At 43.8% G+C, this 26,430-nt stretch carries 22 protein-coding genes and 1 pseudogene; 15 read left to right on the top strand and 8 right to left on the bottom strand.

Annotated features, from left to right (window positions below):
• Positions 1 to 230 precede the first annotated feature (230 nt).
• From BDE36_RS13690 to BDE36_RS23750, 7 genes are all read left to right on the top strand, one after another.
• Positions 231 to 941 carry a hypothetical protein gene (locus BDE36_RS13690; protein WP_128767389.1) on the top strand — a complete coding sequence of 237 codons (711 nt, stop codon included), beginning with the start codon at positions 231 to 233 and terminating at the stop codon, positions 939 to 941.
• Positions 935 to 1,231, top strand: coding sequence for a helix-turn-helix domain-containing protein (locus tag BDE36_RS13685; RefSeq protein ID WP_128767388.1), 297 nt, complete (start codon positions 935 to 937; stop codon positions 1,229 to 1,231). The genes BDE36_RS13690 and BDE36_RS13685 overlap by 7 nt, the downstream gene beginning before the upstream one ends.
• Before the next feature lie 14 nt (positions 1,232 to 1,245).
• Positions 1,246 to 1,629 (top strand): response regulator, encoded by a 384-nt coding sequence (locus BDE36_RS13680; RefSeq protein ID WP_128767387.1) that lies wholly within the window; start codon positions 1,246 to 1,248, stop codon positions 1,627 to 1,629.
• A gap of 393 nt (positions 1,630 to 2,022) precedes the next feature.
• Positions 2,023 to 2,754, top strand: coding sequence for an ImuA family protein (locus tag BDE36_RS13675; protein WP_141815314.1), 732 nt, complete (start codon positions 2,023 to 2,025; stop codon positions 2,752 to 2,754).
• A gap of 17 nt (positions 2,755 to 2,771) precedes the next feature.
• Positions 2,772 to 4,253 carry a Y-family DNA polymerase gene (locus BDE36_RS13670; protein WP_244939617.1) on the top strand — a complete coding sequence of 494 codons (1,482 nt, stop codon included), beginning with the start codon at positions 2,772 to 2,774 and terminating at the stop codon, positions 4,251 to 4,253.
• Positions 4,174 to 7,440 (top strand): error-prone DNA polymerase, encoded by a 3,267-nt coding sequence (locus BDE36_RS13665; RefSeq protein WP_317132921.1) that lies wholly within the window; start codon positions 4,174 to 4,176, stop codon positions 7,438 to 7,440. The genes BDE36_RS13670 and BDE36_RS13665 overlap by 80 nt, the downstream gene beginning before the upstream one ends.
• A gap of 52 nt (positions 7,441 to 7,492) precedes the next feature.
• Positions 7,493 to 7,645, top strand: coding sequence for a hypothetical protein (locus BDE36_RS23750; RefSeq protein WP_161973330.1), 153 nt, complete (start codon positions 7,493 to 7,495; stop codon positions 7,643 to 7,645).
• 27 nt (positions 7,646 to 7,672) lie between these two features.
• Here the strand turns inward: BDE36_RS23750 and BDE36_RS13660 are convergent, their stop codons facing one another.
• Positions 7,673 to 8,881, bottom strand: a complete 1,209-nt coding sequence (locus tag BDE36_RS13660; protein ID WP_141815312.1) for an MFS transporter — start codon at positions 8,879 to 8,881, stop codon at positions 7,673 to 7,675.
• Positions 8,882 to 9,135: 254 nt separating this feature from the next.
• Between BDE36_RS13660 and BDE36_RS13655 the strand changes: the two genes are divergently transcribed.
• Entirely contained in the window at positions 9,136 to 9,534 is a 399-nt protein-coding gene (locus BDE36_RS13655; protein ID WP_211360923.1) for a response regulator transcription factor, read from the top strand.
• 110 nt (positions 9,535 to 9,644) lie between these two features.
• Positions 9,645 to 10,184, top strand: coding sequence for a DUF4199 domain-containing protein (locus tag BDE36_RS13650; protein WP_128767382.1), 540 nt, complete (start codon positions 9,645 to 9,647; stop codon positions 10,182 to 10,184).
• Here the strand turns inward: BDE36_RS13650 and BDE36_RS13645 are convergent.
• The 4 genes and pseudogenes from BDE36_RS13645 to BDE36_RS13635 all read right to left on the bottom strand — a co-directional run bounded on the left by BDE36_RS13645 (position 10,168) and on the right by BDE36_RS13635 (position 16,838).
• Positions 10,168 to 13,560, bottom strand: coding sequence for a DEAD/DEAH box helicase (locus BDE36_RS13645; RefSeq protein ID WP_235904329.1), 3,393 nt, complete (start codon positions 13,558 to 13,560; stop codon positions 10,168 to 10,170). The two genes, BDE36_RS13650 and BDE36_RS13645, sit on opposite strands and share 17 nt — an antisense overlap.
• 117 nt (positions 13,561 to 13,677) lie before the next feature.
• A complete protein-coding gene (locus BDE36_RS23745) occupies positions 13,678 to 13,851 on the bottom strand; it encodes a hypothetical protein (protein ID WP_161987628.1) in 174 nt (57 codons plus the stop codon).
• Between the two features lie 15 nt (positions 13,852 to 13,866).
• Positions 13,867 to 15,642: pseudogene (locus tag BDE36_RS13640) on the bottom strand (thiamine pyrophosphate-requiring protein).
• A 110-nt stretch (positions 15,643 to 15,752) separates the two neighbouring features.
• Complete coding sequence (locus tag BDE36_RS13635; RefSeq protein ID WP_141815310.1) at positions 15,753 to 16,838, bottom strand: hypothetical protein; 1,086 nt, start codon at positions 16,836 to 16,838, stop codon at positions 15,753 to 15,755.
• Positions 16,839 to 17,338: 500 nt separating this feature from the next.
• On the opposite strand from BDE36_RS13635, the gene BDE36_RS13630 reads away from it, so the two are divergent.
• The 3 genes from BDE36_RS13630 to BDE36_RS13620 all read left to right on the top strand — a co-directional run bounded on the left by BDE36_RS13630 (position 17,339) and on the right by BDE36_RS13620 (position 21,690).
• Positions 17,339 to 20,032 (top strand): AsmA family protein, encoded by a 2,694-nt coding sequence (locus BDE36_RS13630; RefSeq protein WP_141815309.1) that lies wholly within the window; start codon positions 17,339 to 17,341, stop codon positions 20,030 to 20,032.
• An 88-nt stretch (positions 20,033 to 20,120) separates the two neighbouring features.
• Entirely contained in the window at positions 20,121 to 20,900 is a 780-nt protein-coding gene (locus BDE36_RS13625; protein ID WP_141815308.1) for a DUF72 domain-containing protein, read from the top strand.
• 22 nt (positions 20,901 to 20,922) lie between these two features.
• Positions 20,923 to 21,690, top strand: a complete 768-nt coding sequence (locus BDE36_RS13620) for a cation efflux transmembrane domain-containing protein (RefSeq protein ID WP_317132920.1) — start codon at positions 20,923 to 20,925, stop codon at positions 21,688 to 21,690.
• A 15-nt stretch (positions 21,691 to 21,705) separates the two neighbouring features.
• Here BDE36_RS13620 and BDE36_RS13615 read toward each other — a convergent pair whose 3' ends face one another.
• Positions 21,706 to 22,392: an SIR2 family NAD-dependent protein deacylase gene (locus BDE36_RS13615; RefSeq protein WP_141815306.1), complete on the bottom strand. Its 687-nt coding sequence runs from the start codon at positions 22,390 to 22,392 to the stop codon at positions 21,706 to 21,708.
• A 142-nt stretch (positions 22,393 to 22,534) separates the two neighbouring features.
• Between BDE36_RS13615 and BDE36_RS13610 the strand changes: the two genes are divergently transcribed.
• The 3 genes from BDE36_RS13610 (at position 22,535) to BDE36_RS13600 (ending at position 24,269) form a co-directional block, all read left to right on the top strand.
• On the top strand, positions 22,535 to 23,167 hold the full coding sequence (locus BDE36_RS13610; protein ID WP_141815305.1) for an HAD family hydrolase: 633 nt from the start codon (positions 22,535 to 22,537) through the stop codon (positions 23,165 to 23,167).
• A gap of 74 nt (positions 23,168 to 23,241) precedes the next feature.
• Positions 23,242 to 23,430, top strand: a complete 189-nt coding sequence (locus BDE36_RS13605; RefSeq protein WP_141815304.1) for a hypothetical protein — start codon at positions 23,242 to 23,244, stop codon at positions 23,428 to 23,430.
• 77 nt (positions 23,431 to 23,507) lie between these two features.
• The gene (locus BDE36_RS13600; protein ID WP_141815303.1) at positions 23,508 to 24,269 is read left to right on the top strand and encodes an SGNH/GDSL hydrolase family protein; all 762 of its coding nucleotides are present in this window, start codon (positions 23,508 to 23,510) and stop codon (positions 24,267 to 24,269) included.
• A 30-nt stretch (positions 24,270 to 24,299) separates the two neighbouring features.
• On the opposite strand, the gene BDE36_RS13595 is transcribed toward BDE36_RS13600, so the two are convergent.
• Together BDE36_RS13595 and argS are read right to left on the bottom strand one after the other, a co-directional pair.
• Positions 24,300 to 24,551, bottom strand: a complete 252-nt coding sequence (locus tag BDE36_RS13595; protein ID WP_128767375.1) for a hypothetical protein — start codon at positions 24,549 to 24,551, stop codon at positions 24,300 to 24,302.
• Positions 24,552 to 24,653: 102 nt separating this feature from the next.
• Positions 24,654 to 26,420, bottom strand: a complete 1,767-nt coding sequence (gene argS / locus BDE36_RS13590) for an arginine--tRNA ligase (RefSeq protein WP_141815302.1) — start codon at positions 26,418 to 26,420, stop codon at positions 24,654 to 24,656.
• Positions 26,421 to 26,430 lie beyond the last annotated feature (10 nt).

The following is a 26,430-nucleotide window of genomic DNA, read 5'->3' as shown; positions in this document are numbered from 1 at the left end:
TGATAACATAAGGTTTGTTTAATATTACGGCATCTATAAACTATTCTCAAACATATGAGCAATCAATGGACTTCCACTTCTGCCAGACCGCCTGAACTTAAGCTATTCAAAGAAAGATACGACGGCTTGACCAGTTTATCAATACACTCTTACCTATCACGATGCTCGTACCGCTAACAAAACATAAAAGCCTTATAACAGGTAGACAGAGCCTGTCAATTTCTTAAAATATGAAAAATTCATCTATAAGATGGCAAAATATAAAGTTAAACAGAACTACCCCCTTCGTCTATCCCCGATACTTTGGGCAACACCCGAGTTTCGTGCCCTTAGTTTCCGGGCATCATTTTTATATTGATGATAAAGAAAGTTCTGGTGAGGTTTTTTATGAAAAGGTAGCTAATGGTTTCTGGTTACTCGCTCTTGAAATGCAGGCTAAGGCGAATAATCGTTATATTTTAGAAGCAAAAGATGCTCTTTTAGGTTATTTTTCAATTAATATTTTTTACAGTTTGGGGAAAATAGGTTACCGTGATCCTCAGGAAACCCATTGGGCAAATGACCATGTTATCTTTTTGCGCCCCTTGAGTAAAATTGAAATTCTTCTGGAGAAGGGAACTGTATTAAGATGTTGCCGGTTAATCTTTACAGGTAGCTATTTGGCCGACCTAATTAACCAGGATAGTACTATGAACCGACAATGTCATGCTAATAATGCTGACATGTTCAGCCATATATTGTCGTATCGATCGGCTGTCAGGGCTGAAATCTTTCTACAAGACCGTTTATATGATGTTTTACGGTTTAAGCGCAGAAGCTATCATTATCAGCCCTCGCTTTTTAGTATCTTATTTGAACTAACCGCTTTTTTTTTAAGCTTACTATCGAAGAAGAGGTTTCAAACAGTAGTTCGAAAGAAGAACACAACTATGTTATGCTGAAGGCAACCAAGATTCTAGAACAGCATGCTCCGTATAAATTCCCTGGGATTAATAACCTTGCAATCAGCTGCAATATATCGGCTTCCAAACTCAAGCGCGATTTTAAGATGGCACATGGGATTACGCCTCTTGAATACTTCCGGAACTTGCAAATAAACTATGTGTCGGGAATGTTATCTGGAAAGGAAAAGACGGCTAAACAACTGGCGATGGAACTGGGATTCAAGAAAAGCAGTACGTTCTCAGCATGGTACAAAAAGGTAATCAGTAAAAACAAAACTAATATATAAAGTAAATCAAAACAATGAGACTTCCACTTATTTCAGCAGCAATAATAGATGATGATGAGATTTATCGCTTTATAATAGCAAGGATGCTAAAGAACTCAGGTATAGCACTCGTCTTTCAGGCGGAAAATGGGAAAAAGGGCATACAACAAATCGAAACCAGTTTGATCTTGCCGGAAGTGCTGATTGTTGATATAGAAATGCCTGTAATGAATGGTTTTGAAACTGCTCAATATATAAAGATGAACTGGCCTCAAATTGGCATTATTGCCCACTCATCATTAATAGATGATAAAACCAAAGCGCTCATGATTAAATCAGGTGCTGATCTGTTTTTACCAAAACCCTGTAGCGCCAGCGAACTCATTGGCAGTATCTGTCAACTGGCGGTTCTGAAATAAGACGAAATGACCATTGTGCACCGGTTTATCAGCTTGACCTTTTGTATATATGCTGCAGTGCTTCTTGTCCGGTAGTAGAGTCTTTGTATTAAATGTAGCTTGGCTCTTTATTAAATTAACCAATATTTTCTTTCATTCCTGAATCGTACACTAAATAAGTGGTATTTCGATATCATAACGTACTACGATTCATTTGACTCTAAGCGTCTTTTGTAAATATTAAGTCTATAGAGGAATACATATAGACTGAGAGTAAGCACACGATGATGACATCTGCGTAACTCCTGGCTTCAGGTTAACAACACAGGGGGTGTCCATCTCCATTTGAAATAGTTCTCCGATTATTTTAATACTAATATTTTTAGCATTATTTTTGCTGTCCGATTATTAGTAATGACAACTGCATCTGATAGAAAAGAACTCATAAGCCGGTTGCAAAAGAACATTCTGCAATGGGAAGGCTATAAATCGCCACCTGCAGGTACGCAGGAACTGGTCGGACTGGGTGCTGTAGAATCAGCCTTTCCCAATGGTGTTTTTCCATTGGGTTCGGTACACGAACTGGTATGCTCGAATACAGAACAATCTGCCGCCAGCGCGGGCTTTGTTACCGGATTAATGTCAGTACTGATGCAGAATGGTGGTGTGTGTTTATGGGCCGGACTTTCGCAAGACTTGTTTCCCCCTGCCTTGAAAGCTTTTGGAGTTGAACCAGACAGAGTAATATTTATACGCCTTTCGAAAGATAAAGAGGTGTTATGGGTAATGGAGGAAGCACTTAAATGCCCGGGATTGGCTGCTGTTGCAGGCGAGTTGAAGGATATTGACTTTAAACAGTCGCGTCGGTTGCAACTGGCTGTTGAGCACAGTCATGTAACCGGCTTTGTTATTCGTAATCAAACGGACAAAATGGGTTCGACGGCTTGTGCTGCCAGATGGAAGATTAAGTCGTTACCCAGTGAACCTGTAGACGGATTGCCGGGTCTCGGCTTTCCGCGATGGCAGGTAGAGTTGCTCAGGGTACGGAATGGAAAGCCTGGAAGCTGGATCATGGAATGGTCTGATGGCAAATTCAGGCATATAAACATGCGAATGGTTGAACCGCAAAAACTGATGGTGGGTTGAGTATGCAGAAACGCTTTATGGCTATATGGTTTCGTAACCTGACGACAGACTGGCTGAGCCTTCGAAAGCCGGAATTACGACAAATACCCTTTGTTTTTGTCGCTCCTGAGCGAAATCGCATGATCATCACTGCTGCTAATCCGGTTGCGGAGTCGCAGGGTGTCTATTCTGGAATGGCGGCAGCAGATGCTAAAGCCATTACCACTAATTTGCAGATACTGAATTACATTCCGGGAAAGGAAGCACGGCTTTTACGTCAATTGGGATTGTGGTGTATTCGCTATACTCCGGTTGTAGCTGTTAACCTGCCGGATGGTCTGATCCTGGATATTTCGGGTTGTGCACATCTATGGGGAGGCGAAAGGGGCTATCTTAAAAACATCGTTAACAAATTGCGTGCATCAGGTTATGATACCCGCGCTGCCATAGCTGATACCATTGGAGCGGCATGGGCAGTTGCCCGCTTTGGTAAAATAACACCGATAATTGAAAGCGGCAGGCAGGCACAAACCCTGATGAACCTCCCTCCTGCTGCGCTGCGGCTGGAAGCCCCTGTATTGGAGAAGCTGCAAAAATTAGGGTTCAGCACCATTAGAAGTTTTATGCAGATACCGCGTTCGGTGTTACGAAGGCGCTTTGGCGAAGCATTTTTACTGAGACTGGCCCAGGCTTTGGACCAGGAGAATGAAGAGATTATACCTTTAGTCCCTCCGGTACCTTATGTAGAACGACTTCCCTGTTTAGAGCCTATAAAGACCGCCAGAGGAATTGAAATCGCTATACAGCGTTTATTAGAAGGATTATGTTTACGGCTCAAAGCTGAGGGAAAGGGAATTCGTAAAGCTGTACTCAAATGTTATCGTGTGGATGGTAAAATGGTGCATACGGGTATCAGTACGAACCGGGGCTCGCATAGCATATCTCATATATTCAAATTGCTCGAATTACAGGTCAGCAAGATCGAGCCAGGCCTTGGAATTGAACTTTTTCTGCTGGAGGCAACTAAAGTAGATGATATTGATGTGTTGCAGGAAAAGTTATGGGCCGGAAACCCCGGTTTACAGGACTCTGCTTTAGCGGAGCTGCTCGACAGGCTTGCGGGTAAAGTGGGTGCAAACAGGATTCACCGATACCTGCCAGTGGAACATTACTGGCCAGAACGATCGGTAAAAGAGGCGGCATCCTTATCCGAAATACCGGTAACTGCGTGGCGTACAGACAGGCTTCGCCCTATCCGTTTACTTCCGAAACCTGAACAGGTTGAAGTCATGGCGCTCCTGCCCGATTATCCGCCAAAAGTATTTACCTATAAAGGCAGGCGGCATGCAGTGGAGAAGGCAGACGGACCTGAGCGCATTGAACGCGAATGGTGGCTGGAGAAAGGTGAACACCGGGATTATTACGTTGTTGAAGATTCAGATGGGAACCGTTACTGGCTCTTCCGCTCAGGACATTATGATGCTGCCCCACAGTGGTATTTACATGGATTTTTTGCTTGAAATGATGAAATACGCCGAACTGCAAATAACGAGCAACTTCAGCTTCCTTCGCGGAGGTTCACATCCTGAAGAACTGGTGGAGCAGGCTGCTGCTTACGGCTATACAGCTCTGGCTATTACAGACCGCAACAGCCTTGCTGGCATAGTACGGGCGCATATCATCGCTAAGAAGCTGGGGATTAAATTTATTCCTGCTTGCAGACTGGATCTGCAGGATGGCCCCGGTTTATTAGCTTACCCTACAGACCTGGAAGCTTATGGCCGGCTTTCGGCTTTGTTAAGCACGGGAAACCTAAGGACAGAGAAAGGTAAATGTCATTTATATAAGCAGGATGTCTATGAACGCCGTGAAGGAATTAAATTCATTATTATCCCTCCTGAAACGTTGAACGAAGGCTTTGATTATGATGAAGATTTCAAAAGTGCAGTAGCAGAGTATCGTGCCGTATTCGGCAAGGATGTTTATATGGCGGCAACACGGTCCTATAGTGGTGATGATGCGAAAAGATTATACCGTCTCTCGCATCTTGGAATCCCCCTGGTGGCCCTAGGAGACATACATTACCACGATAATGAGCGACGTGAATTGCAGGATATATTAACATGCATTCGCGAAAAATGCACCATTCATTCGGCTGGTTTCAGGCTTCATGCTAACGCAGAACGCTATATGAAACCAATTGATGAAATACACCGCTTGTTCAGGCAATATCCTCAAGCGATAGATAATGCTCGGGAAATAGCGGATGCCTGTACTTTTTCACTTGATGCTCTTAAATATATCGAACCTGAAGAAGCGGTTATTAACGGCCTCACACCTCAGGAGCGCTTAACTAAATATACCTGGGAGGGCGCACATGAACGATATGGAGCGATTGTTCCTGACAAGATCAGAAAACAGATTGATTTTGAGCTGGCTTTTATTGAACGACGGAAGCTCGCCCCCTATTTCCTTCGGGTGTATAAGTATACTCAAAAGGCAGAAGAACTGGGGATCCTGCATCAGGGACGCGGTTCTGCTGCTAATTCAACGGTTTGTTATTGCCTTTCCATTACGGCAGTAGATCCCATGAAGTCAAGATTATTATTTTCCCGCTTTATGTCTGATGCGCGCGAAGAATGGCCGGATATTGATGTCGACTTTGAACATGAGCGCCGCGAGGAGATCATTCAGTATATCTATGAAGATTATGGCCGCGACCATGCTGCCATCGTTGCTACGGTCACGCAAGAACGCCACAGGGGCGCTATCCGCGATGTAGGTAAAGTAATGGGACTATCGGAAGATACCATTAAACGCATCGGGGCGACCATTTGGGATTTCAGTGAAGAGGGATTTGATGAAAAACGCTTGAGGGAGCAGGGACTGAACCCGCACGACCCTCTTATCCGAAAGGTCCTCGAACTTACCACGCTGCTGATGGGGTTTCCGAGGCAGTTGGGCCAGCATACCGGCGGGTTTGTTATTACCGATAACAAGCTGTCTGACTTGTGTCCGGTGATGAATGCCCGTATGGAAAACCGCACACAACTGGAATGGAACAAAGATGATCTGGAAGCACTCGGCATCCTGAAAGTGGATGTATTAGGTCTTGGTATGCTAACCATGATCCGCAAAGCCTTCGATATGGTATTAAAACACTATGGCAGGGAATTAACGCTGGCAAATATACCACAAGACGATGCTAAAGTGTATGAAATGATCAGCCATGCAGATACCATTGGGGTGTTCCAGATCGAAAGCCGTGCACAGATGTCGATGCTGCCACGCCTGAAGCCTAAGTGCTTTTATGATCTGGTGATTGAAGTGGCAATTGTACGACCAGGCCCCATACAGGGAGATATGGTTCACCCTTACCTAAGGCGTCGCAACGAAGAGGAAGCCGTTGTTTATCCTTCTGCAGAACTGAAAGAGATATTAGGCCGCACCCTCGGGGTTCCTTTATTCCAGGAGCAGGCGATGGAAATCGCCATTGTGGCGGCTGGCTTTACCCCTGGCGAGGCGGATGAACTTCGCAGAAGCATGGCTACCTTTAAAGCGAATGGCAAATTATATCTCTATGAGAAAAAACTAGTGGATGGTATGGTGGCCAGGGGTTATGAAGAAGACTTTTCAAGACGAGTTTTCAAGCAATTGCAGGGTTTTGAAGGATATGGTTTCCCTGAAAGTCATGCAGCCTCATTTGCTCTGCTGGTTTATATATCTTCCTGGCTGAAATATTATTATCCCGACGTTTTCTGCGCAGCACTACTAAACAGTCAGCCCATGGGCTTTTACCAACCCGCACAAATTGTAAGGGACGCCCGGGATCATCAGGTTAAAGTATTGCCAGTAGACGTGAACTATTCTTACTGGGATAATACCCTGGAAGAAAAAGAAGGTGATCATTATGCAGTAAGATTAGGTTTCAGGCAGGTGAAGGGTTTGAGGGAGGAGGATATGCTGCTTTTGACAAATGACCGGAAACCCTTTTATTCTCATGTTGATCAGCTTCGCGCGGCTGGCGTACCTGAAGCTGCACTTGAAAAACTGGCGGATGCGGATGCTTTCCGCTCCTTAGGCTCAGACCGCCGCAAAGCTTTATGGGAGGTATCGGCTCTTGGAGACCGTCCTGTTGCGCTCTTTGAAGGCCAGCCATCAGAAAGCGTAAAAGAGCTGCAGATAGAATTGCCCTTAATGAGTGAAAGCGAGCATGTAGTGCAGGATTACGCTGCAACGGGTTTATCACTAAAGAATCACCCGGTCGCCCTGGTTCGCGAAAAGCTCGACCTGCTCCACAACAAACGGATTGCTGACTTAAAAACACTAAAGGATGGTGAACGGGTAAGAGTAGCGGGATTGATCACTGTAAGGCAACGGCCCGGAACAGCTAAAGGGATATTATTTATGACCCTCGAGGATGAAACCGGCAATGCCAATATTGTGGTATGGGAGAAGCTTTTTGATAAATACCGGAAAGAAATAATACAGTCCCGGCTCCTGATGGTTGAAGGTAAATTGCAGGTTGAAGGTGAAGTGATTCATGTGGTGTCCAGTCGTTGTTTCAATCTGAACAGTCTTTTACGGGGCTTAACCCGGACAAATGAAGATACCCTGCCCCTGCTGACGCTGGCCAATGGAGATGAAACGACTGCTCCGGTTTTGGATAGCAGAGAAGTCTTTTATAAAGGGAGAAATTTCAGATAGCGGCCAAACAATTTTGCTTGTATGCCCTTACTTATAAGTAAAATCAATAAATATGGCAGATCCGAAAGAAGACAAGAACGAAAACAATCAAAACACCACTAAACATCCGGGAAATGATATCGAAACAGTAACCTCGGATAATGATAACATAGAACCGGTTCCGGATAAGGAACAACTGGAGGAAAAGAAAGAAGCAGAGGAATAAACTCCCTGCTTCTTTTACATACTAGTGTTATAATTTTTTCACTATCATCCAAAAGCCGAGAGCAGTGATGATTGTAAGTATTCCTGTCGAGATCCAGAGAATGTTAAATCCAAAGTGGTCGGCTATACGTGTTCCGAGAAAAGGAGAAAGGATATGTGCCGCAGAGAAAGAAAGCGAGTTCATTCCCATATAGGCTCCCTGTCTTCCTTCAGAAGCCCTCTTCATCGTTACTGTAGCCATAAAAGGCATAGCCAGTATTTCTGAGAGGCAAAGTAAAAACATTGAAAAGTACAATAACGGTAAGTGTCCCGGAAACGTCAGAATGGAAAACGAAGCTCCGCACAACACGGTTCCAAGTATAATAGAAGCAGAAGTACTCAGTCTTTTGGCCGCTATATGAACAAGGGGCATCTCCAGCGAAAATACCACTAACCCGCTATAAGCCAATATCAAACCTATATCCCATTCACTTAAGTGGTGAGCTTCCCTGTAAAACAATGGAAGAGTATTGAGCAACTGAAAAAAACAAATGCTATAGAAACAACATAAGATAGTAAATACCAGAAATTTACCATCACGCCAGGGGGAAATGGATCGTATAGATACATCAGCATCTGTCTTTTTGGGAACGTTCTTTTTGTCCGTATTCCCCCTTCGCTTTCTAAAAAACATGTAAAACGCAAACCCGGCTGCGCCGGAGGTTATAGCATTTCCATAAAACAACCAATGATATGAGAATGCAGCAAGAAACCCTCCTAAAGCCGGTCCTATCGAAAAACCTAAGTTCATCGCCATCCTGTTCAGCGAAAAAGCTTTGGTAATGCTTTCGGGACTAGAATAGGAGGCAATAGAAACAGAGTTTGCCGGACGGAATGTCTCGGTTATCAGGCTTAAAGTAAAAACGCCCACTGATAATGACAGAGGATTAGTGAGCTCAGAAAGGATACAAAAAACAGGGATACATAACAGAAGACAACTGAGCTGAATAGTAAAATGTCCAACTTTATCACTGAGCCATCCTCCCAGCCAGGATCCCAAAACCGCCCCCACTCCGAAACAGCTTAATACAGTACCTGTGTCTTTAATGTTAAAATGCAGGGATTGTGTCATATAAATCCCAAGAAACGGAATGACCATCGCTCCGCTGCGATTGATCAGCATAATGAGCGCGAGCATCCATGCTGGTTTTGTAAGTCCGCGATACGAATTGAGATATAAATGCAACAGAGCCTTCATTAATATTTAGAATGAAATTATAGACAGTAAATTACAAGGCGGCTAAGATACATACAACACTCAATAACGAGAATATTCGATTGTCAAACTCTGTGGTGTATCCGTCGAACAAGAATTTTCAGACCAATGATCAGGAAACCTCTAAATATTTTATTTTTGATTAAAGCATAACAAATATTATGGTTCCAAATTTCTTGCTCCGGAACAAACGTGTCATTATATACGGCTTTTCATTAGCGTCTTTATTGTTTTTAATGAAGTGGCTTGAATGGCAGTTTGTTATCGTTGATCATGCTTTGGAATTATATATTGGCGCTATTGCGATAGTTTTTACTGGCCTTGGAATGTGGGTCGCCTTAAAACTAACGGGTCAGAAAAAAAGGACCCATATAACAGAAAAAGAAATCTATAAACCTGCTCTCGCTCCTTTTGTAATAAACGAAGAAGAACTTGCCAAACTAGGCCTTAGTAAACGCGAATTGGAGGTATTGGTGTTGATGTCAAGGGGGCTAAGCAACCGGCAAATCGCGGAGAGCTTATTTGTTTCGGTAAATACAATCAAGACTCACTCGTCGCGGCTCTTTGAAAAATTGGAAGCAGAACGACGTACTCAGGCAGTAGATAAAGCCAAAAAACTGGGAATTATCCCCTGAGAGGTCTCATTCTTCAGTTGAAATTATGTATTCTTTTAAAAATCACCCGAAAGTATGAAGCGAAAGTTGCTTGAACGCCTCACATTTGAATCATAAATCAATAAAGGAATATGAAAAAAAATATCATTGTATTTGGAATGATTTCTGGTTTGATCGTCGCTGGGCTGATGGTATGCATCACAACGATCTGTTATAACAATCCGGATTACACAAGCAATATGGTCATGGGATACGCTTCCATGATCCTTGCCTTCTCGCTTGTTTTCGTTGGTGTTAAAAACCTAAGGGATAAACATTCCGGCGGATTTATATCATTTGGAAGGGCATTTAAGACAGGTCTCTGTATCGCTTTTATTGCGTCTACGATTTATGTGGTTGTCTGGCTGATTGAATATTATCTGTTCATCCCCGATTTTATGGACAAGTATACCGGACATGTTCTTAGAGAGGCTCGTGAAAGTGGAGCAAGTAGTTTGGATATCTCAAAAAAGACAATGGAAATGGCACGTTTTAAAGAGATGTATAAAAATCCATTATTCCTCGTGCTGATCACTTATTCTGAAATTCTCCCAATCGGAATAGTTGTTTCCCTTATAAGCGCGTTGATTTTGAAGCGGAAATCAAAAGTGCTTCCTACTCCAACAACTTAAGCAAGTCTGCTTTCGACAAAGAGTTCAGGAAGGAAGTGTCTGTTTTAATAAGATTTTGAACAAGCTCTCTTTTTGACTCCTGCATAGTCATCATCTTCTCTTCTACCGTGCCCGGGCAGATCATTCGTACCGCCACCACATTTTTATCTTGTCCGATGCGGTGCGATCGATCAATGGCCTGATTTTCTACGGCAGGGTTCCACCATGGTTCAATGAGATACACATAATCGGCTTCTGTCAGGTTAAGGCCGGTACCACCCGCTTTGAGGCTGATAAGGAACACCCGCAGTCCGGGATCGTTCTGAAAGCTGCTCACCACAGCCTCCCTATCCCTTGTACTGCCGGTTAGGTAAGCATACCCGATATTGCGACTTTTCAATGCCTTCCCTACGAGATCAAGCATGGAGACAAACTGAGAAAAGACCAGAATTTTATGACGGGGCGACTTATTTTCTATCTGTTCTGTCAGCATCTCAATTTTCACTGACTCCTCTCCTTTTAGTTTCTCTTCTTTTAGTAACAGTGGCGAATTACATATCTGCCTTAGCCGCGTTAATCCTTTTAGAACATTCATCGGGCTCTTCGCTAATTCATCATCCGTGGCAGCTGAAATATACTCTCTGAACTCCTTCTCATAGGCATCGTATATTTTACGCTGCTCAGGTTTCATTTCGCAATAAAGCACCATTTCTGTTTTGTCAGGAAGTTCTGATGCCACCTGTTGCTTGGTTCTGCGCAGAATGAAAGGCTTGATTTTATTTTGGAGTTCTGTTGTCCGCCTGTAACTTTTAAACTTGTCGACCGGCGATGAGTAGATATCCTTAAAATATTGCTTACTGCCCAATAAACCCGGACAGGCAAAAGACAGCTGACCGTAAAGGTCGAAGGTATTGTTCTCTACAGGTGTGCCTGTAATCACAATCTTATTTCGCGACTTTAATAAGCGGACCGCCTTATATCGTTGAGATTCGGGATTTTTAATATTTTGTGATTCGTCCAGGAAGATGTAGTTGAAAGTATAGTCTTTCAGGAAGCGAATATCTGACAGCAGCGTTCCATAAGAAGTAAGGACGATTTCATAAGGGTCGAAATCATGAGTATTTTTTATCCTGTCGGCACCATAAATAGTATGTATCTTTACAGAAGGAGCAAACTTGCTCACTTCCGCCTGCCAGTTAAATATCAGAGATGCAGGAACTACGATAAGATTAACATTATGCTTTGTCTTTTCCCTTTGTGATAAAATAAAGGCAATGATCTGAACAGATTTGCCTAAACCCATGTCATCGGCAAGGCAGCCCCCAAAGCCTAAATCATCAAGAAAATTAAGCCAGTTCAATCCCTCCCTTTGATAGGAACGCAGGGTCCCTTCCAATTCTGCCGGAATCTTAACGTTCTTAACTGACTCAAAGTCCGATAACCTTTTACGATAGAAGTTAAGTTCTTCCTTAACCTCATCATCCAGCATTTCGGCATCATATAACTGGTCGACAGCAGAGAAGTTAACTTTCGGAATAATCAGCGTGTCGTCGCCTGCAATCTCAGCCGAATTAAAATAGGCTGCAAATTTCTCCATCCATTCCTCAGGAAGAATGCCCGTGGTGCCATCGTCCAGCTGAACATACTTATTCTTATTCCTTACAGCTTTCTGCAACTGCTTCAGGCCGAGTCTCTTCTTTCCGTACTTTACATTCACAATGGCATTGAACCAGTTAATCCCGCTAAGAACTTTTATGCTGATCTTTACTTTATGAGGATTGAGCTTATTTCCCTCCAGCTCATTAAAACCAAGGATAGTAATATTGTACTTCCGCCATTCATCGAAGGCATTTAAAAACCATTCTTCATCCAGGAAGCGTTTCTTGTGCAGATAAAAATAGTACAGGTCGTTCTCAAGCTGCTCTTCGAAATAGGGATGCTGCTTTAGCAGAAGTGCTGTAAAAGCATCTTCCTCCTCACCGTCGCGCTTTACCAGAAATTCACGCCCCTGCTTATCGGTTCCATAAACCTGCCGCTTGCTTCGGATCGGTACTTCCTCCTCTCCATATCGCACCACTGGAATGATCATCACATCCTGCCCAAAATCCGAAAGATAAATAACCTTTTCTTTCGGATTATTAAAGCCCTGCTGGTTGAGCTGTAAGGGAGTGGCTGGCTTAATATGTGTATAATCAATACCTACCTTATCCTCGATCTTTGTAAGTAATTTTGTTTTAAACTCCCTGTATTTCGAACCGTGGATCAGAAGCCGGCCGTTCTTCTTCTTTAGCAAGTCAATGATGCCCAGAGCCTGAAGGTTTCCGGCAAGATAAAGCGTTTGTTCTGCCGCAAGGAAATAGTTAAACCTAAGATCCAGGCTTTCCAGGTCGCAGATCCGGCCTTCAATTTTAATACTCCCGCTCAATTCGTAGAAAGCCCCCTGCGGATTTACTTTCAATTCAGGATCGTTTGTCAGCAGCTTGATTTTTACGGGGACAAGGGAACGAGCGGTCACTTTCTCTGACACGTCTTTGTCATGATAGTAAAAGGCATAATCTAAGGGATTCTTTACGATCGCTCTTAGCGCGACCAGATCTGAATGGGTTCGCGCTGTACTTGTCTGGTTTTGAAATTTGCTGACAGCTGTAAAGAACTTTAAATGATCGGGATCTTCCGATCTCCACATGAGGTCGAGCGGCGACACTGCTGTTAAGGGGTTTTTGATACGCCCCTCCAGCGATACTTCCGAACGGTAAAGATCAACAAAGAGATATTGATAGTATTTATGCTGCCGCAATACCACAAAAACCGGCTGATCAGTGGTCCTGGCAGCTGCGTCTGCAATATTTTGATCACCGTTCTTCAGAAGATCGTTAAAAGCAGCAAAGTTTTCCTTTGTTGCTGCAAAGAGTGATGGAAGGCGTGATTTAATAATCAGTTTCTTATGGATGTACTCTAATTCAAAAAAGTTGTCCAGATCGGGTTCGTTCTCCAGCCCATAATCGACAGCAACTTCTCTTAGCTTTTCGTGCCGAAGCTTTTCATCAAAAAACACCCGCAGTTCGTCCCTTCTGATCAGAGCGGTCATAACCAGCGCCTCGTGTTCACATAAATTCTTATTGTTTTCGGGGCAATTGCAGGAGAGAAATAAATCATTGCCCTGACGGACGACTGTTACATCCGGAAAAGCAAGAGTAGTAAACTGGTTGGTAAAGACACCCAGATTAAGCTCAAGGATTTTAGGGTTTACGTTCTGATATGCCCTGCTATCATACGTATTCCCCGCGTTCATGTGTCTTAAAAGAAGCCCTTCCGTAATATCAGAAATGGAGGTATTTCTTAATGTAAAGCGATGATTACCTGACGGTTCTTCCTGTTTTCCTGATGTATTAATCACTGATATTCTTTATAAAGGCGAATGCAATATTTTAAGCCGGATAAGCTTGTTTTGGATGCAAGTTTACATAAACCTCCGCTTATAAAACAAGTTTATCGTCACTCATCTTGCATAACCCTATTCACGAAAGTTGGCAGCAAACCAGATTATACCACCAAGAAACAGGATTGCAGCTATAATCATAATAGCAGGACTTAAAGAATCCTGAATTATTGCGAATGCAAAACTGTCAAGCATCAAGCCTGCAAGCATAACAGCCCCCGGGGCCCATAGCTTTCGATTCCTTCTCATTATTCTAATTCCGGTTTAACCTACTCCGCCCTGCATTACTTCTCTGATCGTTTGCCTTACTATTCCCGCGCTTTCGGGGTCGCCTTTCAATAGAGCTTTACTATACATAGCCAGCTGACTCATAGCAATATGCGGCGGAACAACGGGTACATTAGGGTCTACCAGCACGTCGAGTACTGTGGGACGGTCAGTGCTCAAAGCTTCGTCAAGCGCTCCGGATATCTGTCCGGGCTTTTCCACCCGTATGCCTTTCAATCCTAACAGTTCAGCAAACTGTGCATAAGGAACATCAGGAATATTCTGAGACCCTTCAAATTTTGGTTCCCCTGCCATCATTCGCTGTTCCCAGGTCACCATATTCAAATCACGGTTATTCAGTACGATAACCAGCAACCGCGGATTGCTCCACTCTCTCTAGTATTTCGAAATAGTGATCAACTCGTTCATACCCAACATTTGCATGGCGCCGTCGCCAACAATTGCAATGGGTACTCTCCCTGGATAAGCAAATTTTGCAGCAACAGCATACGGAACCGCCGGGCACATTGTGGCCAGTGTACCTGAAAGAGAAGCAAGCATCCCTTCGCGCATTTTTAAATTACGTGCATACCAAAAGGCCGATGTTCCCGAATCTGCAGTGATAATGCACTCATCAGGAAGTTTTGGAGAAAGCTCCTGTAATACCCTTTGAGGATTGATAGGCTCAGCCTCCTGCATAGCCCTCTTTTCAATGGTTTCCCACCAATCAGTAACATTATTTTCAATAGTTTTGCGCCACGAACGATCCTCTTTGTGTTTGAGCAGTGGAATAAGCGACTCAAGGGTGCTCTTACTGTCGCCTAACAAGTTGATCTCCATTGGATACCGCAGGCTTAGCATTCGCCCGTCGATGTCGATCTGTACTCCCCTTGCCTTTCCCGGCTCGGGCAAGTATTCAGAATAAGGGAAACTACTGCCGATCATAAGGAAGGTATCGCAATTTTCCATCATTTCCCAGCTTGCTTTAGTGCCCAGCAAGCCGATAGAACCGGTAACGTAAGGAAGATCATCGGGTAGTACCGCCTTCCCAAGCAAGGCTTTTGCCACTCCCGCCCCGAGTATCTCTGCTATCTGCTTTACCTCATTCACAGCGCTGAAAGCGCCCGCTCCTACCAGTATGGCAACCTTCTCTCCTTCATTAAGTATGGCAGCCGCCTTCTGCAATTCCTCCGCCGAAGGAATGAGATGGGATTTGGAGTAACCGACCCCCGTAAAAACGTTTCCATGTTTACGCTGCGGCTCCTCTACAGCCTCCTCTTCCTGAAGATCGTTCGGTACGATCACTGCGGTAACGGTTCTTTCTGCCTTTGCAATACGGAACGCCCGGTCAATCACCTGCCGTACCTGAGCTGGATCTGTTACCATCTGAACATACTCAGACGCAACATCTTTATACAGCGACAGAAGGTCCACCTCCTGCTGATAATTACTTCCCATCGACGTCCTTTTCTGTTGCCCGATAATAGCTACTACCGACTGGTGATCGAGTTTGGCATCATACAAGCCATTTAACAAATGAATTGCCCCCGGTCCGGATGTTGCAAGACAGACACCTGGCTCGTCGGTAAACTTGGAATGCGCGCAGGCCATAAAAGCCGCCATCTCTTCATGCCTTACCTGTATAAACCGGATATCGTCTTTGGCACGGTTTAATGCTCCTAATATGCCGTTTATACCATCACCCGGATACCCAAAGATCCGGTTAACCTTCCATTCTTTTAAGCGCTGAATAATAAAATCGCTGACCTTCATAAATGATTTATTGCAGATGTAAACTCCTGATTTAATAAGCCTCGCAGCAAAAAAGTTTAGATTATTTTTATAATCAGGTGCACAGTTTACCCTTAGCAGGTCAAGCGCATTTAAAAATCTACTCTTTTCCCCATGAGCTTGCTCAGGTCAATGGCCTCTCTGGCCGCTGTGGCCGACTGCCCGCTCATCTGCCTGAGTTTCTCCCTTACTATCTGCTCCATCTCCTGCAGCTGCTGCGCTCGTTCCTGATCCCTTAGTCCCGGGCTCTCTTCTGCTTCGGTCACCTTTCCCCGCCCCGCCGTCGCCTCCCTCCAGGCACGCATACTGCTCAGAAAGTCGTTCCCCCTGTAACCGGCCATCAGCTGGGTACGGGTAGGGATGCCCGTTGCTGTTGCCTCTTCATCATGCAGGATGGCCCTGCTTTCCCCATATCCTGCCTCTGCTTCATCTTCCGACTGGAATGCCGCGATCAGGCTTACCGGGTTGAAATCCCTGCTGTTGATCGATTCCAGCTGGTTTTTGTATACGTTCGTATCGGTACATTCCAGCATACCCAGCACCAGCAGCAGGCAGCCTTTGGGTACTTCGTCCTCAAATACCAGCTCGCGGGCGGCAGTCACGCTGCCTACGCGTATACTGACACTCTGTTCCCCGATATACTCATAGAACTTTTCCCTGAAGTTGAAACCTGCCAGTACAAAGCTGAGCCGGAAGCTCTTCACCTTACCGTTTTCCCTGAAAGGGGTGACAAAGTCCCTGCGTGAGTAGATCTCCGGCAGGCTGATGCTTACCTGTCCCTTCTCATTGCGCTTTACCTGCGGTTTGAACTGCAGGGCCTGCGAAAACTTAAAGTTTTCATTGAACTCCAGTCCCTCCAGGAAGGAGAGCTCCCCGTCGTGCAGGTCGCGGTCACCACGCTCCCGGCTGCGGCTGCCCCGGATACTGCGCGAGACGGCTGCCGTCATGCGGTTCACCATCCCTCCGTCATGAAAGTGGTGATAAAAGGGACGGAATGCCTCCCTGATCACCCTGGATGCCTGACTGATTAGTCCGAATTCTCCGGCAGCCTCCTGGCTGGCCTCTGTTTGTTTGAACCGCCGGGGACGGCTCTGAACGATGTTCATTCCCCCGTAGCTGCGGTATACCACGGAGCCTGCTGTGCCGTGGATGCCGCCTTTACTATCGATTACTGCCATATATTTTCCTCCTTTTTTAAATTGCTTCAGCCATCAGCAGCTGGCACAGGGCAGGGTTAGGACGGTAACACGATGCGGAGATCGGCGGCTTTAGCTGATGTAAAGTAAAGTTGATAAGAACTGCAAAAAGATGAAACAGGAAATTCTAATTTATAATCTGTATAATTAAGCGGTTGATTATCTTTGTGTTGAGCTGTTCTGAAAATCCCTTAAACGCCCTGCAGAAAGTCATCATGCCCGCAGAATGGCCTGCTTCTGGTGATCCTTTGATTATCTGTATTCCTTCATACAAGGTCGGCTCAGCCTGCTGTGAGTCTACCTTTTCGGCAAAAAGGTAGACTCACAGTAGGGAATCATTAGCCGGAGCGGGGCAATATGGGTATCCATTAGTACTTTAATGGGCAGCAAGGGCACAATGACGGTTCCACTAACTCATATTGTTACTGCACCCCTCTCTTCGCTGGAGGTTTTTGTATCTTAGCTCCGAAATACTTTGAAAAATGAAGAAGCCACTACGGATAGCCGGGATTTTTTTCCTGCTCATTATTGTTGCCGTTATTCTGTTACCCTTCGTATTTAAAGGGAAAATCGAAGGAATTGCTAAAGCAGAAATCAACAAAAAGCTGAACGCGAAAGCCGACTTTAAAGAAGCTGATATTTCGCTTTTACGCGATTTTCCTGATCTGTCGCTGCGTCTTGAAGACCTTCATATAATAGGAACAGGAGAGTTCGAAAAAGACACGCTGTTGTCGGTAAAAGGTTTTGACCTTTCATTAAACCTTCTTAGTGTAATAAAGGGCGAAACTATAAAGATAAATGCTATAGAACTTGACCGGCCACGCATTTTTGCGCTTGTCAATAAAAATGGAAATGCAAACTGGGATATCTTAAAACCTGACACATCGGCCGCAGACACCAGCTCTGAAACGAAGCCTTTCGTGATACACCTGAAGAAATACAGTATCCGTAACGGGTATATCGTTTACGAGGATGATGTAAGTCGTATGAGCAGTAAGATTGTAAACCTCAATCATGAGGGTGAAGGTGACTTTACATCTGAACGGTTTACGCTGCAGACCACGACGACCGCGGACGAGGTGAATTTTGTCTATGGAGGCATTCCATGGCTCAATAAAATCAGGACAGATGTTGATGCAGACCTTCAAATAGATACAAAGAGTAATACCTATTCTTTTCAGACAGATAAGATCAAGCTGAATGATCTTCAGCTTGGTGCAGGAGGTTTTTTTCAGCTCGCTTCGGCAGACAGCTACAATATGGATATTCAGTTCAAAGCATTGTCTACAAGTTTCAAAAACATACTTTCTTTTATTCCTGCGATTTATCAGCATGATTTTGCGTCTGTAAAAACGAATGGATCTCTTACTTTCGACGGACTGGTAAAAGGACCATACAGCGCTGCTCAAATCCCGGCATATAAAATAAACCTTGAAATAAAGGATGGCTTCTTCCAATACCCTGATCTGCCTAAAGCCGTAAAAAACGTCAACCTTAAGCTCAGTGTTAATAATCCGGACGGCATCACAGACCATACAGTAATCGACATCCCCAGGGGACATATTGAGATGGACAACAATCCTTTTGACTTCCGGCTTAACGTCAAGAAACCGTTATCCTCACTGCTTATTGATGCTGCCGCAAAAGGAAAGCTGGATCTTACTGGAATAACAAGTTTCGTGAAGCTGGAAAAAGGAACTACGCTAAAGGGTTTGCTCGATGCCAATGTGAGCATGAAAGGAAGCGCCGCCGCGGCTCAGAAACAGAACTTCGATCAGTTTTATGCGGATGGCACTATTGCCGTACGAAACTTTCTATACCGTTCATCTGATTACCCCGGCGGGCTGCAGGTGAGCAATATGCTGATGACATTTAATCCCCGGAATGTTACTGTCAGTAATATGGCTGGCAGTTTCATGAATACTAAATTCACCGTCAATGGTACGATAAACAACATCCTGCCATACGTAATCAAAAACCAGCCCCTGAATGGCACTATTAATGTTTCGGCCGATCACATTGATCTTAATAAATGGATGGGAACTTCAGCCAGCGAAACAGGGGGAGCAAATACTTCAGCTCCATTTGCTGTTCCTGCTAACCTCGACCTGCAACTGAATGCAAAAGCAGGTTCTGTTCACTATGATAAGCTTGACATCAGTAACCTTTCTGGTACTCTCAGGATAGAAGATGAAGCTGTTAAGCTTTCGGACGTTAAAGGAGAAGCGCTTGACGGTACCATGGCGATCAACGGTTATTATTCGACAAAGACCGATAAAAAACATCCGGATGTTTCTCTTAATTATGATGTAAAAGGCGTTGACATACAAAAAACTTTTTTTGCCTTCAATACTGTTCAAAAGCTTATGCCTGTCGGAAAATTCCTCGCCGGAACCCTTAGCTCCAACTTAGATATGAAGGGAAAACTGGGTGAAGGTATGATGCCCGATCTCTCCTCGCTTACGGGAAAAGGAAATGTTTTGTTACTTGAAGGTGTTTTAAATAAGTTTCAGCCGCTGGAAAAAATGGCAAACACACTTAATATCAGCGCACTGCAGCAGATCTCGGTTAAAGACATTAAAAGCTATTTTGAATTTGCAGCTGGTAAAGTTCTTGTTAAGCCCTTTAACATGAAGGTGAAGGATATTGATATGGAAATTGGCGGACTCCATGGACTTGATCAGAGCCTTGATTATACCATCAATATGAAAGTACCGCGGGCCCTGATGGGTGCCAAAGGCAATTCTTTGGTTAACGGACTGGTAACAAAAGTGAACAACAAAGGTATTCCTCTTAATATAGGCGATAAAGTTGATCTCCAGATTAAGCTGGAGGGATCTGTTACTCATCCGGTTGTAAAGACCGCTCTGAAACAGAGCGCAGCAAGTCTTGCACAGTCGATGAAGGAACAGTCGGCGGAATTTGTTCGTACTAAAGTGGAAGTGGCTAAACAAGCAGCTGTTTCTGCTGTAAAAGATTCTGTAGCTTCAGCAAAGAAACAGCTCCTTCAGAGTGCGGCAGCCCAGCTTTCCAAAAAGTTATCGGGCAGCACGGATACTTCAGGGAATAAACAACCTGCTGAAAAAAGTCTGAAGGAAACAGGAAAAGGACTTATTAAGGGAATCAATCCGTTTAAGAAAAAAAGTGCTGCTGAAAGCGAGACCCCAAAGGAATAGAAGTATCCGGAGGGCTATTATTTCAGGTATATAGAACTTCAGACGTGATAATCTGTTTAAAAACACATTACATTTTTTTGTATAGCAGATGCCGCAAGTTATAGGAGATTTTTATTCAGGAACCAGTAATATTACTTTGCCTGTTCGGAACAAGCAGGCCTTCCCTGTGGAATTCAGAGATAAAAGCAGACTTACTTTTTATGCTTCCTTATTTAACAGCCTTGAGGTAAACAGCTCTTTTTATAAAATCCCTCAACCGGCAACCGTTGAAAAATGGGCTGCCAGCGTCCCTGAGAACTTCAAGTTTACTTTTAAATTATGGCGTGAAATAACACATAATAAAGGGCTTGTTTTTAATCCCGACGCCGTCAGGAGGTTTATGGACACAATCAACCGGGCAGGTGATAAAAAAGGATGTTTACTGGTGCAATTTCCTCCTGGTCAAGCATTCGATCTTTTCGGACTGGATAGATTGCTCGCTGAAATAAGGAGCGCAGATGAGGATAACTCATGGAAGATATTTTTGGAGTTTCGCAACAGGTCGTGGTATGTTGAAGATATCTATGAGCTTTTGGATCAGTACAGTATGGGATTCGTTATTCATGATCTGCCCGCCTCTGCCACTCCATTGAATGATGTAGCTGGAGATTTCATGTATCTGCGATTTCATGGTCCAAACGGCGGATATAGGGGTAGTTATACCGACGATTTTCTTTACGAATATGCACTGTATATCAATGAATGGATGCAGGACGGGAAGACAATATTTTCGTATTTTAACAATACCATGGGCGATGCCGTTAAAAACCTGCAAACACTCAACCACTTTGTCAATGAGTTAAAAGATAGAGACGCCTCGGATGAATAGATCAACATTTCGTATATTAAAAATGGATTGTCCTGCAGAAGAGCATTTGATCCGGATGAGACTGGACGGCATAAAAGAAATTCGTTATTTAGATTTTGACATTAAGGCGCGCAGGCTGGATGTATATCACTTATCAAATCCACTCCAGATATCCATGGCCATAGAGAGCCTAAAGCTGAACAGCGAACTTACAAAGACAGAAATTGTGGCAGACACTCTCGTACCTGCCACTGAGCAAGAGGACAGAAAGTTATTATATCAGGTATTGGCTATAAACTTCTTCTTTTTTATACTGGAAATGATCACTGGTTTTTTTGCTAACTCTATGGGGCTTGTGGCTGATAGCCTTGATATGTTAGCCGACAGCATCATTTACGGCTTAGCGTTGTTAGCTATAGGAGCTACTGTCGCCCGAAAAAACAGTATAGCAAAAATCAGCGGTTATTTCCAGTTAGTATTGGCGCTACTGGGCTTTGCCGAGGTGATTAGAAGATTCTTAGGCTATGGAGAAGACGTCTCCTTTCAAATGATGATAATCGTCTCTCTCCTCGCTCTGGCAGGTAATGGCTTAAGCTTAACTTTACTACAGCGGTCAAAATGCAAGGAAGCTCATATGCAGGCAAGCATGATATTCACCTCGAATGATGTAATTGCAAATATCGGAGTAATTATCGCAGGAGTACTGGTTTATCTAACCGGCTCAAACATGCCCGATCTTGTCGCAGGAACTATTGTCTTTGCAATTGTGGCGCGGGGAGCTTTCAAAATACTCCAGCTTTCGAAAACTTAGGTTCTTCAGGGCGTGCTATAAACAAAGACTATTCACAGCCCTTGGTACACCTGTGCTGGCCTTTTCGGCGATCACTTCGAGGTTTGAAATTCCCGAAACCGGGGGCGCTTTAGGATCGACAAGGATCTTACGAGCTTGTGCCGGCACATAGCTTACAAGTCCGGCTGCCGGATATACCACAAGAGATGTTCCGATTATGAGAAAAATATCCGCTTTTAAGCAAGCCTCCGCTGCCTTTTCAATCATCGGAACAGCCTCACCGAACCAGACTACATGAGGCCTTAGCTGCGATCCAAGTTCGCACTTCTCCCCCATTTTCAGTTCCCACCCTTCAATCGGATAAGTCAGGTTAGGATTAACATCTGACTGCGATTTTGTTATAATTCCATGAAGATGGATGATATCCGAAGAGCCGGCACGTTCGTGTAAGTCGTCTATATTTTGCGTGACGATCGTGACATCATATTTTTCCTCGAGCCTTACAAGCGCTCTATGCGCGGCATTGGGCTCTGCTTCAAGTACGGCTTTGCGACGCAGATTATAGAAATGCTGTACGAGTTTTGGATTTCTATGCCAGGCTTCGGGAGTCGCCACGTCATTTATATCATACCCCTCCCATAAACCATCGGAATCACGAAAAGTATTTAACCCGCTTTCGGCGGAGATTCCAGCTCCCGTAAGTACCGCAACCTTCTGTCTCATATCTTTTGTTTTGCGAAATGTTTTTAGCTGCCAGCCTCAAACAAACTTAGATAAAAATGCTTTAAATGCATGTCTCCGGATATCATTTTAATAGATTACTCTATCATCCTATGAAATTTCATAATATTGCCAACTAAAAATAATGAAAAAGCCAGACAGTATAATTTTTGATATGGATGGAACGCTATGGGATCCCATGGACCTGTACGTTTCGTCGTGGAATGCAGGACTAAAAGAAGCCGGCGTTCAAAAAATGGTCACGAAAGACGACATTAAACCATTGATGGGGGTTGAAGGTAAAAAGGTACTTTCTATCGTGCTGCCCGAATACAACGAAGATGAGCGTCAGGAAATTTATGGGTTTATAAACCGCCAAAGGAGCAGTTTGATAGAAAAAGGACAGGGTAATCTTTTTGAAGGTATGCAGGAAGGAATCTGTCAACTCTCCTCCATGTACAAATTATTCATCGTAAGCAATTGTCCCGCCGGACTTATTCGCCTGTTTATGAAGCGCGCTGAAATAACAGAATTTATAACCGATGAGATGGCATACGGGGTAAACAATATGCCTAAGCACCATAACATGAAACTGCTTATCGATAAGTATAGTTTACAGCTACCTGTTTATGTTGGTGATACCGATGGTGACCGCGAGCAAAGTGAAAAAGCCGGCATTCCTTTTATTTTCTTAGCATGTGGTTTTGGAGAGGTTGAGAAGTATGATTTGAAGTTTAACGACTTCAGAAGCTTTACCAGCCATTTTCTCAGTCTCTGATTAGCGTGAAGCCTCCGAACAAATAATAAGGATCAGTTGTTATTCTTCAAACAGCAAACCCTTTCTATGTCGAAGTGGTCATAAGTGAAGGGGGACCACGAACACTTAGGATCGTTCCCTCTGACGGTGAGTACGAAGTATTTGAAGAAGAGAGACGGCTGGGCTCGGTTAAACCAAATGACGGCGGGTGGATCACAAAAGGTGAACTAGGCGAAGGCGCAGCTAGTGTTATCGGAAAAGCGATCAGCAGGTACTATAGCTAACGCAGCAGGCAGGAAATTTTCCTTAAAAATATTCGTGCTTTAACTGGATTTTTAATAAAGCTTACTTAACTTCGGACATGAAAACTAACGATGCCGAAAGAAGAAGCTTTATTAAAAAAGCTGCTGTTGGAGGGCTCCTCACACTTGGCCTTCCTAACATAGTTTTGTCTGCCTTCGCTGCAGATAAAATAAAAAAGATCTCATTAACTAAAGGTGATGTTATCCTCTTTCAAGGGGATTCTATTACGGACGCAGGCAGAAGCCGTTCCGAAAATTCCGCAAACAACGCGAAGGCGCTGGGCTCCGGTTATGCCTTTCTCGCTGCTGCAGACCTCTTAAATAATAATCCATCTAAAGACCTTAAGATCTTCAATAAGGGCGTAAGCGGAAATAAAGTATATCAGCTTGCTGAAAGATGGGACGCCGATGCACTCGACCTTAAACCGAACGTTTTAAGCATCCTGGTAGGTGTAAACGATTACTGGCACATGAAAAACGGCAATTACTCAGGTACCATAAAAACATATAGGGATGATTACAAAGCTTTACTGGAAAGAACATTGCAAAAACACCCTGATGTTAAACTTATTATCGGGGAACCATATACGCTTTTAGGAACAGCAGTAAATAAGAGCTGGTTTCCTGCATTTCACGAATACAGATATGTTGCCAGGGACCTTGCAGATGCATTTAAAGCAACTTTCATTCCTTATCAGACAGTATACGATAAAGCGGTGGAAACAGCACCTTCTGCTTACTGGACACCAGATGGAGTGCACCCGAGCATTGCCGGGGCACGGTTAATGGCCACTGCCTGGCTGGAAGCTATTAAAGACTAATCTCTAAAAAGGGAGCATTTTACTCCCTTTTTAGCCAAGTGCTTCGTTACTATATATGCTTTTATTGGCGTCGTCGACGGTAATAAAAGTATAAGTATCTAATATCTCTTCAAATTCGTCATCATCATCCCATACAGGAATAATATTTTTTTGATGATTGAGGGTAAGGAAGGCGTTTAAAGCAGCAATTCGTTCGGCCTGGATGCAGGGTATCCCCGCGACTCCATTGCCTGCCTGCACTGCTGTTTTTGTATCATGACAAATAAAGAATAATTGCTTCATCGGCTTCTGTTTATGTAATTAACGTCTTATAAACCGCTTTTTGAATATACTGTTTTTCAGAAACCAATATCTTAAAGAATAACTCCCCTTGTATCAATAATCTTACATGCGTTCGGGCACTTCAATGCCTAATAAGCCCATGCTTTTCCTGATAATACTTGCGGTTACGGATGACAAAGAAAGCCGGAAATTACGGATATTAATATCTTCAACCTTCAATATGGGCTCCTCATGGTAAAACTTATTGTAAAGTTTTGCCAGGTCGTAGGCATAATTAGCGAGTTGTGCAGGACTAAACTCCTTAGCTGATTCAGCTAAAACGGAAGGGTACTTACTCAGCGCAAGTATTAGCTCGCGTTCTGTTGGAGACACGCCGTTGATTCCGATGTATTCAAGTTTCTCAATGCCTGCTTTAGAAAGTACAGAACGGATACGTGCGTGAGTATATTGAATAAATGGACCCGTATGTCCCTGGAAATCTATTGATTCATTTGGGTCAAAAAGTAGTCGTTTCTTTGGCTCAACCTTCAAAAGAAAGTACTTCAGAGCTCCAAGACCGATCATTCTGTACAGATTTTGTTTCTCCTCTTCTGGCAGGCCTTCTACTTTACCCAACTCTTCGGTACGCCCGCGCGCTGTATCAATCATTTCATCGATCAGGTCGTCGGCATCAACTACAGTTCCTTCCCGTGACTTCATCTTACCCGAAGGAAGATCCACCATTCCATATGATAAATGATATAATCCCTGAGCCCAGGACTTTCCTAATTTATTGAGTATAAGGAACAATACCTTAAAATGATAATCCTGTTCGTTACCAACCACGTAGATAGACTCGTCCATTTTAAAATCATTGTACTTCAGTTGTGCAGTGCCCAGGTCCTGAGTGATATAAACAGAAGTGCCATCGCCGCGCAGTACAAGCTTTTCATCCAGGCCGTCCGCTGTTAAATCTATCCATACAGAGTTATCTTCTTTCCTGAAGAACACTCCTTTTTCGAGCCCTTCTTCAATGATATCCTTTCCAAGGAGATAGGTGCCAGATTCATAATAATATTTATCAAAGCTTACGCCTAGCTTCTTGTAAGTCACATCAAAGCCTTCATACACCCAGTTGTTCATCATCTTCCAAAGGCTGATCACCTCCTCATCCCCTGTTTCCCATTTCCTGAGCATTAACTGTGCTTCTTTGATCAGCGGCGCATTTTTCCTGGCCTCCTCTTCGGTCTGGCCTTCGGCTTTCAGTTCATCGATTTGTTTCTTGTATTCTTTATCGAAGATGACATAGTATTTGCCCACAAGATGATCGCCTTTTAAGCCGCTGCTCTTGGGAGTTTCGCCATTGCCAAACCTTTGCCATGCAAGCATTGACTTACAAATATGTATCCCCCTGTCGTTTACCAGATTTGCCTTAATAACTTCGTAACCAGATGCTGCAAGTATCTGCGCTACAGAATAGCCGAGAAGGTTGTTCCTGATATGTCCAAGGTGCAGAGGTTTATTTGTGTTAGGCGAGGAATATTCCACCATTACCTTTTTCCCGTTTGAAGGAATGTCGCCAAAGGCGCTGTTTGAAATCGTATCGCTGAAAACCTGAAGCAGATATGTGCTGTCGAGCGACAGGTTTAAAAAACCTTTGATGACATTAAATCCTGAAATTTCAGGTCTGTGTTCCTGGAGGTACTCTCCTATTTCTGAGCCGGTCTGTTCCGGCGATTTCTTTGAAAAGCGGGTAAGTGGAAACGTCACTATCGTTATCTCTCCTTCAAACTCCTTGCGGGTTTCCTGCAAATTGATATCAGATTCCTTAAGTTCTGTGCTATAAAGTGCTTTTACGGCCTGTAACGTTCCCTGTACTATAAAATCCATGTGCCAAAAT

Origin of the sequence: Arcticibacter tournemirensis (assembly GCF_006716645.1) — a bacterium.
Classification (GTDB): Bacteria; Bacteroidota; Bacteroidia; order Sphingobacteriales; family Sphingobacteriaceae; genus Arcticibacter; species Arcticibacter tournemirensis.
The sequence above is the reverse complement of the archived record's forward strand: the minus strand, read 5'-3'. Positions and strand labels throughout refer to the sequence as shown.

Coding starts and splice junctions, on each gene's coding strand:
- BDE36_RS13655 (WP_211360923.1), top strand. CDS start 9,136: ATGAAGTGGCTTGAATGGCAGTTTGTTATCGTTGATCATGCTTTGGAA.
- BDE36_RS13595 (WP_128767375.1), bottom strand. CDS start 24,551: ATGAAGCAATTATTCTTTATTTGTCATGATACAAAAACAGCAGTGCAG.
- BDE36_RS13665 (WP_317132921.1), top strand. CDS start 4,174: ATGGGAACCGTTACTGGCTCTTCCGCTCAGGACATTATGATGCTGCCC.
- BDE36_RS13670 (WP_244939617.1), top strand. CDS start 2,772: ATGGCTATATGGTTTCGTAACCTGACGACAGACTGGCTGAGCCTTCGA.
- BDE36_RS13680 (WP_128767387.1), top strand. CDS start 1,246: ATGAGACTTCCACTTATTTCAGCAGCAATAATAGATGATGATGAGATT.
- BDE36_RS13690 (WP_128767389.1), top strand. CDS start 231: ATGAAAAATTCATCTATAAGATGGCAAAATATAAAGTTAAACAGAACT.
- BDE36_RS13600 (WP_141815303.1), top strand. CDS start 23,508: ATGAAAACTAACGATGCCGAAAGAAGAAGCTTTATTAAAAAAGCTGCT.
- BDE36_RS13610 (WP_141815305.1), top strand. CDS start 22,535: ATGAAAAAGCCAGACAGTATAATTTTTGATATGGATGGAACGCTATGG.
- BDE36_RS13635 (WP_141815310.1), bottom strand. CDS start 16,838: ATGGCAGTAATCGATAGTAAAGGCGGCATCCACGGCACAGCAGGCTCC.
- BDE36_RS13620 (WP_317132920.1), top strand. CDS start 20,923: ATGGATTGTCCTGCAGAAGAGCATTTGATCCGGATGAGACTGGACGGC.
- BDE36_RS13625 (WP_141815308.1), top strand. CDS start 20,121: ATGCCGCAAGTTATAGGAGATTTTTATTCAGGAACCAGTAATATTACT.
- BDE36_RS13675 (WP_141815314.1), top strand. CDS start 2,023: ATGACAACTGCATCTGATAGAAAAGAACTCATAAGCCGGTTGCAAAAG.
- BDE36_RS13630 (WP_141815309.1), top strand. CDS start 17,339: ATGAAGAAGCCACTACGGATAGCCGGGATTTTTTTCCTGCTCATTATT.
- argS (WP_141815302.1), bottom strand. CDS start 26,420: ATGGATTTTATAGTACAGGGAACGTTACAGGCCGTAAAAGCACTTTAT.
- BDE36_RS13660 (WP_141815312.1), bottom strand. CDS start 8,881: ATGAAGGCTCTGTTGCATTTATATCTCAATTCGTATCGCGGACTTACA.
- BDE36_RS13650 (WP_128767382.1), top strand. CDS start 9,645: ATGAAAAAAAATATCATTGTATTTGGAATGATTTCTGGTTTGATCGTC.
- BDE36_RS13615 (WP_141815306.1), bottom strand. CDS start 22,392: ATGAGACAGAAGGTTGCGGTACTTACGGGAGCTGGAATCTCCGCCGAA.
- BDE36_RS13685 (WP_128767388.1), top strand. CDS start 935: ATGCTGAAGGCAACCAAGATTCTAGAACAGCATGCTCCGTATAAATTC.
- BDE36_RS23750 (WP_161973330.1), top strand. CDS start 7,493: ATGGCAGATCCGAAAGAAGACAAGAACGAAAACAATCAAAACACCACT.
- BDE36_RS23745 (WP_161987628.1), bottom strand. CDS start 13,851: ATGAGAAGGAATCGAAAGCTATGGGCCCCGGGGGCTGTTATGCTTGCA.